Origin of the sequence: Puia sp. P3 (genome assembly GCF_050632245.1) — a bacterium.
Classification (GTDB): domain Bacteria; phylum Bacteroidota; class Bacteroidia; order Chitinophagales; family Chitinophagaceae; genus Puia.
Map to the genome: position 1 here is coordinate 650,926 of NZ_CP192583.1, position 13,788 is coordinate 664,713.

13 protein-coding genes and 1 pseudogene are annotated in these 13,788 nt (G+C 57.4%); 8 read left to right on the forward strand and 6 right to left on the reverse strand.

Annotation, left to right across the window (positions count from 1 at the left end; translation table 11 throughout):
• Positions 1-162: 162 nt before the first annotated feature.
• On the reverse strand, positions 163-723 hold the full coding sequence (locus ACQ86N_RS03765) for an ABC transporter permease (protein ID WP_431217975.1): 561 nt from the start codon (positions 721-723) through the stop codon (positions 163-165).
• Complete coding sequence (locus ACQ86N_RS03770; RefSeq protein ID WP_431214012.1) at positions 723-2,588, reverse strand: ABC transporter permease; 1,866 nt, start codon at positions 2,586-2,588, stop codon at positions 723-725. The genes ACQ86N_RS03765 and ACQ86N_RS03770 overlap by 1 nt, the downstream gene beginning before the upstream one ends.
• A gap of 203 nt (positions 2,589-2,791) precedes the next feature.
• Here ACQ86N_RS03770 and ACQ86N_RS03775 point away from each other — a divergent pair, with 203 nt between their 5' ends.
• From ACQ86N_RS03775 to ACQ86N_RS03810, 8 genes and pseudogenes are all read left to right on the forward strand, one after another.
• The gene (locus ACQ86N_RS03775; RefSeq protein WP_431214013.1) at positions 2,792-3,316 is read left to right on the forward strand and encodes an RNA polymerase sigma-70 factor; all 525 of its coding nucleotides are present in this window, start codon (positions 2,792-2,794) and stop codon (positions 3,314-3,316) included.
• Positions 3,317-3,377: 61 nt separating this feature from the next.
• Positions 3,378-3,851, forward strand: coding sequence for a hypothetical protein (locus tag ACQ86N_RS03780; protein WP_431214014.1), 474 nt, complete (start codon positions 3,378-3,380; stop codon positions 3,849-3,851).
• 89 nt (positions 3,852-3,940) lie between these two features.
• Entirely contained in the window at positions 3,941-4,531 is a 591-nt protein-coding gene (locus ACQ86N_RS03785) for a FecR family protein (RefSeq protein WP_431214015.1), read from the forward strand.
• Between the two features lie 299 nt (positions 4,532-4,830).
• Positions 4,831-5,406: a carboxypeptidase-like regulatory domain-containing protein gene (locus ACQ86N_RS03790; protein ID WP_431214016.1), complete on the forward strand. Its 576-nt coding sequence runs from the start codon at positions 4,831-4,833 to the stop codon at positions 5,404-5,406.
• Complete coding sequence (locus tag ACQ86N_RS03795) at positions 5,349-5,558, forward strand: hypothetical protein (protein WP_431214017.1); 210 nt, start codon at positions 5,349-5,351, stop codon at positions 5,556-5,558. Before ACQ86N_RS03790 ends, ACQ86N_RS03795 begins: the two co-directional genes overlap by 58 nt.
• On the forward strand, positions 5,519-8,194 hold the full coding sequence (locus tag ACQ86N_RS03800) for a SusC/RagA family TonB-linked outer membrane protein (RefSeq protein ID WP_431214018.1): 2,676 nt from the start codon (positions 5,519-5,521) through the stop codon (positions 8,192-8,194). The genes ACQ86N_RS03795 and ACQ86N_RS03800 overlap by 40 nt, the downstream gene beginning before the upstream one ends.
• A 9-nt stretch (positions 8,195-8,203) precedes the next feature.
• Positions 8,204-9,427: pseudogene (locus tag ACQ86N_RS03805) on the forward strand (RagB/SusD family nutrient uptake outer membrane protein); the annotation flags it as partial.
• Between the two features lie 121 nt (positions 9,428-9,548).
• The gene (locus ACQ86N_RS03810) at positions 9,549-10,010 is read left to right on the forward strand and encodes a RagB/SusD family nutrient uptake outer membrane protein (RefSeq protein ID WP_431214019.1); all 462 of its coding nucleotides are present in this window, start codon (positions 9,549-9,551) and stop codon (positions 10,008-10,010) included.
• Positions 10,011-10,111: 101 nt separating this feature from the next.
• Here the strand turns inward: ACQ86N_RS03810 and ACQ86N_RS03815 are convergent, their stop codons facing one another.
• From ACQ86N_RS03815 to ACQ86N_RS03830, 4 genes are all read right to left on the reverse strand, one after another.
• Positions 10,112-10,690 (reverse strand): molybdopterin cofactor-binding domain-containing protein, encoded by a 579-nt coding sequence (locus tag ACQ86N_RS03815; RefSeq protein WP_431214020.1) that lies wholly within the window; start codon positions 10,688-10,690, stop codon positions 10,112-10,114.
• Positions 10,609-12,198, reverse strand: coding sequence for a molybdopterin cofactor-binding domain-containing protein (locus tag ACQ86N_RS03820; protein WP_431214021.1), 1,590 nt, complete (start codon positions 12,196-12,198; stop codon positions 10,609-10,611). Before ACQ86N_RS03820 ends, ACQ86N_RS03815 begins: the two co-directional genes overlap by 82 nt.
• Positions 12,199-12,306: 108 nt before the next feature.
• A complete protein-coding gene (locus ACQ86N_RS03825) occupies positions 12,307-12,843 on the reverse strand; it encodes a hypothetical protein (protein WP_431214022.1) in 537 nt (178 codons plus the stop codon).
• Positions 12,843-13,202: a hypothetical protein gene (locus tag ACQ86N_RS03830; RefSeq protein ID WP_431214023.1), complete on the reverse strand. Its 360-nt coding sequence runs from the start codon at positions 13,200-13,202 to the stop codon at positions 12,843-12,845. The genes ACQ86N_RS03825 and ACQ86N_RS03830 overlap by 1 nt, the downstream gene beginning before the upstream one ends.
• Positions 13,203-13,788: the final 586 nt, after the last annotated feature.

The window sequence follows — 13,788 nt, forward strand, 5'->3', positions numbered from 1 at the left end:
CAGTAATTTACTGAATTATACCCAGGCGGTAAAATGCTAGTTGTACCAGGCGTCAAAAGCTGCTCTCACGGTATCTTCCACGGACGGCGCCTGCGAGTTGGCTATCTGCGTGTAGTGTATCTGGCCGAAGCGGCCCCGCCATTGATGGATGGTTTCATCGGCTTATTCGGATCGTAAACTATTGACCGGATTGACTACGGCCGCCTTTGCCGACTGAAATACCGTAGTAAGCGCTGCTATCGAAAAAACAATACCCGCCGCTCCCACAAAGATCCAGACGGAGATATCAGTGCGGTAGGCAAAATTCTCCAGCCAGCGGTGCATCATCCACCACGACAATGGGACGGCGATACAAAGCGCCACGGCGATCAGCCGGGCGAAATCTCGCGACAGGAGCCCGACGATCGATGGTACGCCGGCGCCCAGCACCTTGCGAATGCCAATCTCCTTTGCCCGCTGCTCCGCCGCATAGGCCGCCAGACCGAAGAGGCCGAGACAGGCGATGAATATGAGCAGTCCGGTAAGCACACCGATCAGCCCGCCCATCCGCTGCTCGGTCCGGTAGACGGCGTCAAAGTCCTGGTCCATGAAACTATAGTTGAAGGCCCGGTTCGGCTCGAATGCCTTCCATTCCGCTCTCACTTTTTCCAGGACATCGGGGATATGCCCCGGGGCGATCCGGATGGCGAATCCCGCCTGGTTGTCCTGCGGACGGCAGACCATCACCAGGGGCCTATACTTGTACGGATGGATGAATAGTTGAAGTCTTTTACGACACCGACGACATGAAAGTCCTTTGTGCCGCCGAGATAGCCGGGATAGCGGACGGTTTTCCCAAGGGGATCGCCGGCGATGCCGAATTTGCGTGCGGCTGATTCGTTGATGATGATGGCGGTGCTGTCGGTTGCCATTGTTTGGGAGAAATTTCGGCCGGTTACTATGCGCATATCCATGGTGGGGATATAGTCGGCGTCGACGATCCACAACTCGGTCTGAAGGTACATTCCTTTGCCGTCTGCCTGGCCGTAGTTGTGCCAGCGGCGGGTTCCTGTGGGCAGGTAGTCGGTCATGGTGACGCCTGTGACGCCGGTCAGCCGGCCCAAGGCTTTTTTGAGGTCTTCGGCGTGGGGCATGCCGTCGAAGTCGGAGATGACCAGCATCTGGTCGCGGCTATAGCCCTGGTCGCGGTGCTGTATGAAGTTTAGCTGCCGGAAGACCACGAGGGTGCCGACGATGAGGAAGACGGAAATGGAAAACTGCAGGACGACCAGTCCGCTGCGCAGCCCGCTGCCTTTGCCGCCTAAAGCCAGCTTGCCTTTTAGCACCTGGACGGGCTTGAAGGCGGACAGGAAGAACGCGGGATAGGCGCCGGCAAAAAGGGACATTGCTATGACGATCAGGAAGAGGAGGAGCCATGGGGTATTTGACAGCCGCAGCTCTTTTCCGGTGAGGTCGTTGAACCATGGTAAGGACAGCCAGGTAAGTGCGACGGCTATGATTGTCGCGGCCGTTGTAAGCAATAGCGCCTCGGTGAGGAACTGGCTGATCAGCTGCCGGCGCAGTGATCCGAGTACCTTTCGGACCCCTACTTCACGGGCGCGGTTGGCCGAACGGGCGGTGGACAGGTTCATAAAGTTGATGCCCGCGATGAGGAGGACAAAAACTGCGATCGCGGAGAATATCCACACGTATTGGATGCTCCCGTTGACGGCCAGCTCGTCGGTGCGGTGGGAATGGAGGTGGATGTCGGTCAACGGCGTCTCGCTGAGGGTTATCATAAATTCGCCTTTGGTCTCTTTCTCCATCTGTGCGTATTTGGCGGCATAAATGTTCATGAGCCCGGCGAGCTTTGTATCAAATGCCGCGCGATCGGTCCCCGGACGCAGCAGCACAAAGGTGGACATTGGATAGATGGCGAAAAAACTTGGGTTGTCGTCCAGCTGGTGGGCGGCGTGGATCGAGACCAGGAAGTCGAACTGCCAGCTGGATTGTTTTGGGACGTCGCGCAGGACGCCTGTGATCCTGAATGGTTTGTTGTCCTCTGCGTTTATGATGGTGCGACCGATGACGTGGGTGTTGTTGAAGTATCTTTTCGCTGCGCTTTCTGTGAGGACGATGGAGTGCCTGTCCTTCAGGGCGGTTAGGGGATCGCCTTCGATCAGCGGCAGGCCAAAGAAGGGGAAGACGTTGTCGTCGGCCCGGGCAACATTGGGTTCGGCTATGGCGAGCTGGTCTTTGTAAAAATGCGCGTCGGGATAGCGGGCGATGCGGGTGGTAGCTTCTACTTCCGGGTAGTGCTGTCGCAGGGTCGCCGCTATGACGGGGGAGGCGTTGGCCAGCTCTGAGACGGCGCCGTTGGACTTTACGTCGGTATTCAGCCTGACGATACGATCGGCGTTGGGGTGCCAGCGATCGTAACTTCGCTCGTCGGTCACATACAGTACGATCAGCAGGAAGGTGGTCAGGCCGACGGTCAGGCCAAAGATATTCAGGGCGGTAAACCCCCTGTTCTTCTGTAGCTGGCGGAGCGCCAGTTTGAGGTGGATGCTGGACATAGGCGTTAGGATGCGGCGCCCGCGGATTTCCATACGCCCAAACCGCGCGTGCCATGAATTATAAGGGTCCCCGAACGATCCGAACCGGCGCTCCACCGCGAGGATACCCCCACATTATTATGAGTTTATTAACTTTTACTCATTATATTTAGAAAATGTCCCCCGCATTTTAATTTGTGGGCGGATTTAATCTTAACTATCTGCCGGAAGGAATGCATCAAGAGGATACTATATGGATGGAAAGGCTCAGGAATGGGGACATGCAGGCCTTCGAAGTGCTGTTCAAGGCGTATTACGAAAAGCTTTGTCTGTTCGCCAACCGCCTCACGGATGACCTCCACGTAGCCGAAGAGATAGTGGCAGATACCTACGCCTTCATTTGGGAGAAAAGGGAGACGCTGCTCATCAGTTACTCCTTCCGCGCATATATGTATAGGGCCGTCCAGAACCGTTGTCTCAACCACCTCAAGCACCGCAACGTCGTCCGCGAATACGTCGACCACGTCCTCCAGGCGCACCTGCCCACCCACGACTACCAGGACCTCGTAAGGGAGGAGGAGCTCGAACGCGAAGTGGCCGAGGCCATCGAGAGCCTGCCCGAAAAATGCAGGGAGATCTTCAAGCTCAGCCGCTACCAGCATCTCCGGTACTCGGAGATCGCCCGGCAACTCGGCCTCTCGCCCAAGACCGTCGAGCGCCAGATGTCCATCGCCCTGGAAAAGTTGCGGCGCCACCTCAAACACCTCCTCGCCCCGGCCTAAAAAATATTTTTCCCCCTTTGAGGGTATCCGCCCATCCGGTTGTCTTAGGCTTCGTCCAGCTATGAACGAACAGATCCAGACACTCATAATCAGGTATATCACAGGCGAGGCCGACCAGGAGCAGCGCGAATTCGTCCGGCAATGGATTGCCCGGAGCCAGGAGAATATGGACTACTATATCCAGCTGAGAAGCACCTGGGACGACGCCCTGCACCACCCCGGCCAGCCCGCCGTCGATACCAATAAAGCATTCGAACAGTTGAGGCAGCGTTTGCAGGCCGGCCCGGATCCCGTTACGGGTCCGGTCGCCGCTCCTCATTCGTCGCCGGCCAGCGCGCCGCCCGCCACCTCGGCCAGCGGCCGAAGCCGCCTGATCACCCCGATAAAGGCCGCCGCTGCCATCCTCATCCTCCTGGCAGCAGGCACGGCAACCATCCTGCTGTCAAAAACAAAAACCGACCGCAGCCGCCACCGCCTTCGACACCTTCGTCGGCAACGGCAAAAAGAAACGACTCGTCCTGCCCGACAGCACTGAAGTCTGGCTCAACGCCGGCACCCATTTCAGCTATTCGGCGGGCTTCGGCCAGACCGACCGGGAAGTGGCCCTCGACGGAGAAGGATATTTTGCCCGTACACCACGACGGGAAGCTCCCATTCGTCGTAAAGGCCCGCGGCTACCGGGTCCGCGACGTCGGCACCATCTTCACCGTCAGCGCATATCCGGGCAGTTCCAGCTGGGTGGCCGCCGTAATGGAGGGCAAGGTCGAGGTGTCCGCCGACGGAGACAGCAGCAACACCGGCGAACAAAAAGGCGTCGTCCTCACCCGCAACGAAGTCCTGAAGATCCGGCAAAACGCCGGGGCAACCGTCCGCAGCAACGGCGCCAGGTATACGCCAGACCGGCAGAGCATCGACATCGGCACGCCCCAGGTCACCACCGCCGAACATATGGAGAAATACCAGGCCTGGCGCGACAACACCCTCGTCTTCGAAGAAGAGTCATTCGATGACGTCGCGCGCCGGCTCGAAAGGACGTTTAACGTAAAGATCAGGATCGTCAGCGCCGGCCTGAGCAGGATCATATACACCGGGAAATTCACGCGCGTACAGTCGATAGAAGAAGCCATGAAGATCATCCGAGAGACGACTCCCATCGTCTACGAGATAAAAAAAGACACGGTTACTATTCGCCAAACTAAAACTACAATCGAATGACACAGCCATAGCCCTAAAAAAACGCCGGGAAAAGTTGCAGCTTTCCCCGGCCAGAAAGATCATCAGCTAATAACGTACTGTTTTACCAAGGCAGTTATTAACTAATTAATCCATAACTAAAGGTATGCATTTGCACGCTATTTCAAAACAGCGAAAGGATTTTTTGCGTCAAACCCAAAAGATCATGAGGCTCACAGTATTCTTAATTCTTACCGGACTGATGCACGCGTCTGCGACACGTATACTCGCAGGACGCACGGTTCAATATTCAAGAAAGCAACGTCTCCCTTCATAAAATATTGAAGGAGATCGAGTCTTCCAGCGACTACAGCTTCTTCTACCGCCTGGACCAGATAGACCTGAGACAAAAGGTCAATATCTCCATCCACGACGGCCTGCTCGAGGCGGTGCTCAAACAGGCCCTCCACGGCCGGGCCCTGACCTACCACGTCATCGGCAACGTCGTCGTGATCAAGCCGATGGTAGAAAAAGAGAACCCCAACTCAGTCATCACCATCACCGGGGTCGTAACCGACTCCTCGGGCAAACACCCGCTGGCCGGCGTATCCGTCCAGGTCAAAGGATCCAACAAAGGCGACGTTACCAACGAGCACGGACAGTTCGCCATCAGCGCCCCGGACTCTTCGGTCCTCGTGTTTTCGCTGATCGGCTTCCAGCAGCAGGAAGTGCCTGTGGGTGGACGGAATAATATCTCGGTACACCTCATTGGTGCAAACACCGGTCTCAACGAGGTGGTAGTCGTGGGTTATGGTTCGCTCAAACGATCCAATATCACCGGCGCGGTATCCAGGTCGATATGCGGGACGTCGACGACCGGCCTATCTCCAATATCGGACAGGGCCTGCAGGGCGTGATCCCCAATCTGAACATCACTTTCAGCGACGGTCACCCGGGCGCTACGGCCAATCTCAACGTCCGCGGCTTTACGTCTATCAACAGAGGATCCCCCTGGTCGTCATCGACGGAATGCCCGGCGACCTCAACAATATCAACCCGAAGGACGTAGAGACGATCACCGTGCTGAAGGATGCCTCTTCGGCGGCTCTCTATGGCGGAAGGGCGGCCTACGGCGTGATCCTGGTCTCGACCAAACACGGAAAAATAGGGAAGGTCCAGGTCAACTACAACGGCAACTACTCCATCGCCACGCCCACGACCAGCCATTCCTTTATGACCGACGGCTACGCTACCGATCAGCTGATCGACCAGGCCTTCCAGATAGCAACGGGCAGCCCCTATACCGGCTATACGGCGGCGGACTATCAGCAGATGCAGGCGCGCGAGACCAATCATTCACTGCCTTCTGTCGTCACCGACACCCGCAACGGCCGTCAGCAATACATCTACTACGGCAACACCGACTGGTGGCATTTTATCTTCCGTAATACCCTGCCTTCGATGAGCCATTCGCTAAGCTTCTCCGGCGGCTCCGACAATATGGACTACTATGTTTCCGGCCGTTACTACCAGCAGAAGGGCATGATGCAGTTCAACCGCGACGCGTATACCAACTACAATATCCGCGCGAAGATCAACGCGAAGATGAATTCCTGGCTGCACCTGACCGAGAACCTGTCGTTCATGACCTCTACCTATAATTTCCCGGGATGGGGCATCAATACCACCTTCGTGGAAATGGGTGTACACGCCCTGCCTTCCTATGTGCCGACGAACCCGGACGGGACCTTTACCTACCGCACGCAGCTAAACAACTACGGCATCGCCGACGGTATGGCAGCGGATATCCAGTACGGTAAGTCAAAGGGACAGAACCAGAACTTCGACATGACCAATGTCGTCACCCTTACAGCCGGCCTGACGCATGATATCAGTCTCGTAGGCAGCTATGGTTTCGACCTGAATACCTATGGCAGCTGGCAGCGCCGCACCGAGGCGCCCTGGTCGGTCTACCCCGGCGAGACCGACTACGCCGGATCGGACTCCTATACCGAGAGCTCCAACACCGATCAGTACCACGTGATCAACGCCTATGGCACCTATACCCATTCTTTTGGCGATCACAACCTCAAGGTGACGGCGGGGTATAACCAGGAGTTGAAAAAATATAAATCCATCTCCGGCTCGACCATCAACCTGCTCTCGGTCGACCTCAACTCGCTCGACCTGGGTACTTCGGCGCCGACTACCAACGGCAACCAGGTGGAATGGGCGCTGCTCGGCTTTTTCGGGCGTGTCAACTATGACTACAAGAGCAGATACCTGCTCGAACTCGACGGCCGTTATGACGGCAGCTCGCATTTCCCGCCCGGACAGCGTTTTGGCTTCTTCCCGTCTGTCTCCGGCGGCTGGAGGATCAGCGAAGAGAATTTCTTCGATCCGCTGAGGGACATCTTCTCCGACCTGAAGATCCGCGGCTCCTGGGGCTCGCTCGGCAACCAGACCCTGAACACCAACCTGCGCGCGTCGGACTATCCCTATATCCCCACCATCGGCACCGGCACTTCCAACTGGCTGATCGGCGGCAACAAACCCCAGATACTGGCGGGTCCTACCCCTGTGAGCCCCAATCTGACCTGGGAAAAAGTCGCCAGCACGGACATCGGTACAGATATCGGCCTGTTGCGCAACCGGCTGAATATCGTGTTTGACTGGTACAATCGTACTACAAAAGACATGCTCATCCCGGGGCCCACGCTGCCCGTTATCTTTGGCGCGGCAACGCCCCAGCAGAACGCGGGCGACCTGGACACAAAGGGATATGACCTCGGCGTCGGCTGGCAGAGCAGCGTCCGCGCGGGAAGGAAGACGCTCAACTACCACGTTGGCATCGTCCTGTCCGACTTCAAAGCGCATATCACCCGTTTCAACAACCCGACAAAGCTGCTCAGCAATTACTATCCCGGTCAGCGCATCGGCGATATCTGGGGGTATACCGTGGACGGCTACTTCAAGAGCGACGACGAGGCGCAGCACTACTCCGTCAACCAGAAGGCGGTCAACTCCAATATTGGCGGCTCTCCCGGCGACGGTCACCTCCTGCACGCCGGCGATATGAAGTTTGTGGACCTCGACGGCAACGACACCGTCAACGCCGGACAAAATACGCTGGACAGGCACGGCGACCAGAAAATACTCGGCAACTCCCTGCCGCGCTACTCCTTTGGCTTTACGGCCGGCGCGGACTGGAACGGTTTTGACGTCTCCATTTTCCTTCAGGGCATCGGGCACCAGGACTGGTATCCCGGCAGTGAGACCTATATGTTCTGGGGCTTTTATGGCCGTCCGTACTACAGCTTTATTCCAAAGGACTTTCAAAGCAAGATCTGGAGCCCGCAAAACCCGAACGCGTATTTCCCCAAGCTGCGTGGATACGAGGCACTCAACGGCAACAACGAGCTGACCAGCGTGAACAATCGGTATATGCAAAACCTCGCTTACATCCGGTTGAAGAACCTGCGCGTGGGCTATACTCTGCCTGAGCGGATGACCAGGTGTCTCATGCTGACCAGGGTCAAGTTCTATGTCAGCGGCGACAATATGTTTACCATCTGCGGGCTGAAGACGAAGTATATCGATCCCGAGCAGGTGAGTGCCGACGCCAACAACGTCAGGGGAGACAACAATGCCCGCGACTATCCTTTTATGAAGAATTACTCGTGCGGACTGGACATCACTTTTTAAAAATGCGAAATGAAAAAATTACTCATATTCTTTGCACCCTGCGTGCTCCTGTTGTCCTGTAGCAAGTTCCTGGACCGCAAGCCCGTGTCGCAGATCTCGCCTGACAATGCGTTCAGCAGCGAGAGCGAGCTGCAGCTGTACCAACACTCTTTTTACGGGATGTTCCCGACGGCAGACGGTCAGTTTCCCTATGGTATCTATAATGAATCGATCGACAATATCGTGCTGGGCAGCCTGCCCAGTCAGTCGACGGGCCAGCGCGTGGTTCCGGTGACGGACGCCAACTGGAGCAATACGACGTCCTATGGCGCCGCTTCCAGCCCCAATGGCAGCTGGGGCAACCTCCGGAACGTCAACTTCTTTCTGCAGAACTACCAGAAGGGAAAGCTTCCGAACAATATTGCGGCTCCCTATGCAGGCGCCGCCCGGATGTTCCGCGCCTGGTTCTATTACAATATGGTCGCCATGTACGGCGCCGTTCCCTGGATCGGAACGGCCATTGATGCCAACGACACGACAGCGCTGAAGAGGCCACGGGATTCGAGGCAACTGGTGATGGATTCGGTGCTGGCCGATCTCAACTATGCCATCGCCAACATGACGTCCACCAAGACCATCGACCAGGTGTCGAAATATACGGCCATGGCGCTGAAGGCGCGAGTATGCCTCTTCGAGGGGACGTTCAGGAAATACCATGCGAACGACCTGTTTGGCCAGGGCCTGACGGGTGCTAACGACCTGCTGCAGCAATGCGCCGACATCTGTGACACGCTGATGAGGACGGGAGGCTACAAGCTGCACACGAGCACACCCGCCGCAGCCTACGGCGAGCTTTTCTCCGCGCAGGCTTCCGATCCGGGCGAGACCATCCTCGCGCGTACGTACAGCGCGCCGCTCGCAGTCTATCATAACCTCAACTACTATACGTTGTCTCCCTCCTACGGCAAACCGGGCCTCGAGAAACGGCTGGTCAACAGCTATCTGATGAAAGACGGCAGCCGTTTCACAGACATTGCGGGATACGATACACTGACATTCTACTCCGAAACCCAAAATCGCGACCCGCGGCTTGCGCAGACCGTGCGTGCGCCCGGTTACACCCGCATCGGAGCTACGCTTCAGCTGGCGCCTGACTTCAGCGCGACCACGACGGGCTACCAGATGACAAAATTCGTCTCCGATGCGTCGCAGGACGCGAATTCGAGGTCGGTGACCCCGCTGCCACTTTTCCGCTATGCGGAGGTGCTGTTGAACTTCGCAGAGGCGAAGGCCGAGCTCGGGACGCTGACCCAGTGCGGACATCGACCGCAGCATCAAGTTGCTGCGCGACCGCGTCGGGATGCCCGACCTGAACATGGCCCTTGCCAATGCCAGCCCCGACCCCTATCTCGCCGCCCAGTATACGCAGGTCTCGGGCGCGAATCAGGGCGTGATCCTCGAGATCCGCCGCGAGCGCCGTGTCGAGCTGGTGATGGAAAGCTTCCGCTGGAACGACCTGATGCGCTGGAAGGAAGGGCATCTGCTGACGCTGCAGTTCAAGGGCGAATATTTCCCCGGTCCCGGAACTTTCGATCTGGACCATAACGGTACGCCGGACGTGTGTATCTACACCGGTACCAAGCCCGTCGCGCAGCAGGGCGTAGTGTATCTGAAGCTGGGTAGCGACGTCGACCTCGAGAATGGCGCTTCCGGCGGGGATGTTGTAATTAATAAGACGATACCGAAGACGTTCCGCGAGGACAGGGACTATCTGTTCCCGATACCGTTGCAGGAGATCCTGCTGAATCCTCGGCTGACGCAGAATCCGAATTGGTAAATTCTACAGGGCGCCCCGGTCGGGGCGCTTTTTTTCCGTTCACTTTTTTCCGTTCACCGGCAAATGTCTGACCCGCTGTCCCGTGACACGATAGACCGCGTTCACGATCGCCGCCGCGGCCGGACCCTGAGCCGCCTCACCCGCACCCAGCGCGGGTTCCATCGGGCGGTCCATGACGGTAACCGAGACCTCGGGGGCCTGGCTGATATTAAACACGGGATAGGTTGCCCAGTTGAGACTCGTGACCCCTGGCTGTCGAAGGACACCTGCTCCTGCATGGTCCAGGAGGCGGACTGAACCATACCGCCTTCCGTCTGGTTTTTGATCCCGTCCATATTGATCACCTCGCCGGCGTCGATGACGGCCCACATTCGTAACACGCGCAGGTGATTGGCGACGCGCGCCACTTCGGCGGCGACCGCGCAGTATGCTCCGTTGTTCTTATATCGGGAGAAGGCGATGCCTGCCGTTGGCACGTCTCTGACCAGTTTTCGCAACTGCCCGACCACAGCCCTCGCGCGTGGGTCGTCGAGGTGTGCCAGTCTGAACTCGAAGGGGTCCTTACCCGCCGATGAGGCGAGCTCGTCCATGAACGATTCTATCGCGAACAGGTTCGCATAAGCGCCGAGGCTTCGAAGGGAAGAACTGCGCAGCGGTCCGTCGAAGAAATGCGCTTCCACCTGTTGGTTGGGAATAGAATAATAGGGCTGGGCGTTGCGGTAGGCCCCCCGCTGAAGCCGGATGCCCGCTCGGGAACCGGCTTTTCGATATAGTGTGCGGACAGCAGATTGGCGGCGTTGCCTCCGGGCCGGACGCCGTGCGTATCCGACCAGAGATCGTATTTCCAGTGGCTGATCTTCCCCGATGCGTCGATCAACGCCTCCAGCTCCATGACCATCGCGCTGCCGTAGGGCTCCCATCCGTGCTCTTCGTCCCGCGTCCACTGTACGCGGATATGTTTGCCGGGAAGGGCGATGGCTGCCAGCGCCGCGTCTGCGGCGACGTCGTCGGCGCCGTTGTGTCCATAGCAGCCGCTGCCGGGTACGCCTTTTATATGGATATTCTCCTCCGGCATATGGAGGAGGTTGGCGATCGTCGCACGCAGCGGATATACGCCCTGGCTATGGCTCCAGATATGAAGGTGGTTGTCGGTGTCGAATAGTGCGACGGCGCAGGAAGGGCCGATGGCGCCGTGCATGATATAGGGTTTGGAATAGCGGGATTTAAGGCTATGGGAGGGTATGGGTTCTCCTTTCTTTGTTACCTCTTCCGTCTTTACGGGAAGGGTCTGGAGATAGTCGGGCAGCTGCTGGTCGCGGAGATCCGGCAGCGGCGGGCCGTCCGACCAGCGTGAATTTTTTCGGAGTAAGTTTTGCGCCTGTATCGCCGAATATTCCCTCGCGGCGATGACCGCGACCCAGCTGCCGTTGACGATTGTTTGAATATAGTCGGGAATATTCTTTTTCAGTTGCTCGTCGTCCCACTGCAGCAGCTTGCCGCCAGGATTTGGCGGACGGAGTATGCGGGCGTGGACCATACCGGGCCAGCTGAGATCGTGTACATATACGGGTTCGCCCTTCGTTATTCGGGGGACGTCGCTGCGCGGGATAGCCTTGCCTACGAGTTGGTAACTGCTTTTGGGCTTTAGTGTCACCGATGCGGGAACGGTACCGGTCAGTTGTTTGCCGTCGAGTACTTCGTCGATGGTCAGTCCTCTGCCGCCGCTGCGCGGGATGATGATTCCTTTCGATAGCGTGAGGTTCTCCGTTGAAGTATTCAGTCGTTTCGCGCCTATCTCGAGCAGACTCTGGCGCGCGGCCGCGGCGGCGCGACGTATCGACATAGCGCTGCTTTCGATGGAGTTGCTGCCTGCGGTATAGCCTTCGTCGGGAGTACGGCCCGTCTCGGCGATGAGGACTTCGACCTGGGAGATTTCCATATCCAGCTCGTCGGCGGCCACCTGCGCGACCGCGGTGCTGATGCCCTGGCCGAGTTCGATCTTTCCGGTGAGGACGCGGATGCGGCCGTCGGCCAGCACTTCGAGCCAGGGCGTTGATGGTGGATTCGGCGGGCGGAGACGCTGCCTCTGCGGCGCCCTGCGTCGCGGCAAGCCCTGTCTCAGCGAGATCAGTCCGCGGCGAGATCGTCCCCGGATACAGCGGGTCCCTGTCCGGTCTGGACCTTCCACCGAGACAAAAGCCGATAGTAAGACTTCCGGCCGCCTTCAGGAACTTTCTTCGGGAGATAGACATAACACAGGATTGGTCGACGGGTGTCGTAAAAAGTTACAACAAAATCAGCAATAATAATACCATGCGGTAGCCGACCCATTGGCTGACAAACCCCATCCCAGCCCGAGAAGTTTGGTCCTGCGGATATGTTCGAGCAGCATACCACCCGCTACAAGAAGAAAGTAGCCCGCGGCGAGGGTAGGGGTGAGGATCGAATGGGCCGCCAGGCCAGGTCTGAGGATCGAGTGAGCCAGCAGGGCGGGTACCAGTAGCAGCGATCCCGCGAGAGATATCGTCATCATGTTGCCGAGATAATCCCATAGGGTTCGGCGGTTGCGGCTGATCAGGGCCGCCATCAATCCCTGAAAGACGATCTGTCCCACGCAGATCAGGTATTCCCGGTAGGCGCCGCCCGGTGTTACTACACCCGTCAGGAGGCGGGCATATCGGGTGAGGATGAATCCGGAAACCAGGACGGCGACGACGAGCCAGGCCAGCCGATTCCGCAGGCTGAAAGAAGGCTGTAAGGAGGCGTTGCCGGACGACGGCGCGGGGATAATGACTTTGCGGTTATAGGAAATAAAGGAGTAGAACTTGCGCATCAGCCAGGCGAATGGCCGGCATGCGAACAGGGGGCGGAAAAAGGGAATGAATGGCCGATGACTTTGAACAGACTATCGATCCCGTAGCTGACGGCCCCCGTCGTCGTATCGACCAGCGCGATCTCGTTGACGGCCCTCTGCCGGTCTACGACGGGGCAGACGCCGCCGCCCGCTACTACACCAGCGCCGACGATCTTCCCACCTCCTCCCAGCACCGTCCCACCTCCTCCCAGCACCTCCTGATAAGGCTCGCGGCCATCCCCGTCCAGCATCCCGCTGGCCACAAAACCACGGGAATAGAGATCACACATCGGGCACTCGGCGTCAAAAAGGATGATATGGTTTCTAAGGGTCCTCATAACTTATGGTTTTGTTATACAAATTTAATTAAAGTTTCTGAAGTTTCAGTAAGTAATGAAAATTAAGTAAAAATGATTTTCGAATAGGACCTTCTTATAATGTATAAAAAGACCTAATTTCACGGTATACCGCACCCGTTCCGGTATATCGCACCCGTTCGGCCCGTCCACCAAGCCGAAATTTCTTACCAAAATCGTCTCCTTCAATTTATTATCCTACAAAAGATCGTCGTCCCCAGGGTCATCCAATAACTGAAACCTGCCAACGGCTAAATGGTTAGAGTCCGGGGTTGGAATACTCGGTAACTTTTTCGCCCGAATCACTAACCATGACTATTACAGCTATCTATGAACTCTAATTTTACCCCTCTCCGGAAATTGATTTTCCTGTTCATCCTTCTCCCTCTTATTTCGACCGCCGTCACGGCGCAGGTCAAAAGCCAGCCGCCGACGAAGCCGGCAGGCCAGCCGCCGGCCCAGCTGCCTGTCCAGCTGCCTGTCCAGACGCAGATAAGTCCCAACCAGACTACCGGCCCGCAGGCACAGGCGACAAAGCTTCTGCAAAAAAATCTTCGGCCCGCCGGCC

Bases quoted from the DNA above. Each gene is read 5' to 3' on its own strand.
- ACQ86N_RS03765 (WP_431217975.1), bottom strand. From the start codon at position 723: ATGGTCTGCCGTCCGCAGGACAACCAGGCGGGATTCGCCATCCGGATC.
- ACQ86N_RS03770 (WP_431214012.1), bottom strand. From the start codon at position 2,588: ATGGAAATCCGCGGGCGCCGCATCCTAACGCCTATGTCCAGCATCCAC.
- ACQ86N_RS03775 (WP_431214013.1), top strand. From the start codon at position 2,792: ATGGAAAGGCTCAGGAATGGGGACATGCAGGCCTTCGAAGTGCTGTTC.
- ACQ86N_RS03780 (WP_431214014.1), top strand. From the start codon at position 3,378: ATGAACGAACAGATCCAGACACTCATAATCAGGTATATCACAGGCGAG.
- ACQ86N_RS03795 (WP_431214017.1), top strand. From the start codon at position 5,349: ATGCGGGACGTCGACGACCGGCCTATCTCCAATATCGGACAGGGCCTG.
- ACQ86N_RS03800 (WP_431214018.1), top strand. From the start codon at position 5,519: ATGCCCGGCGACCTCAACAATATCAACCCGAAGGACGTAGAGACGATC.
- ACQ86N_RS03810 (WP_431214019.1), top strand. From the start codon at position 9,549: ATGGCCCTTGCCAATGCCAGCCCCGACCCCTATCTCGCCGCCCAGTAT.
- ACQ86N_RS03825 (WP_431214022.1), bottom strand. From the start codon at position 12,843: ATGCGCAAGTTCTACTCCTTTATTTCCTATAACCGCAAAGTCATTATC.
- ACQ86N_RS03830 (WP_431214023.1), bottom strand. From the start codon at position 13,202: ATGAGGACCCTTAGAAACCATATCATCCTTTTTGACGCCGAGTGCCCG.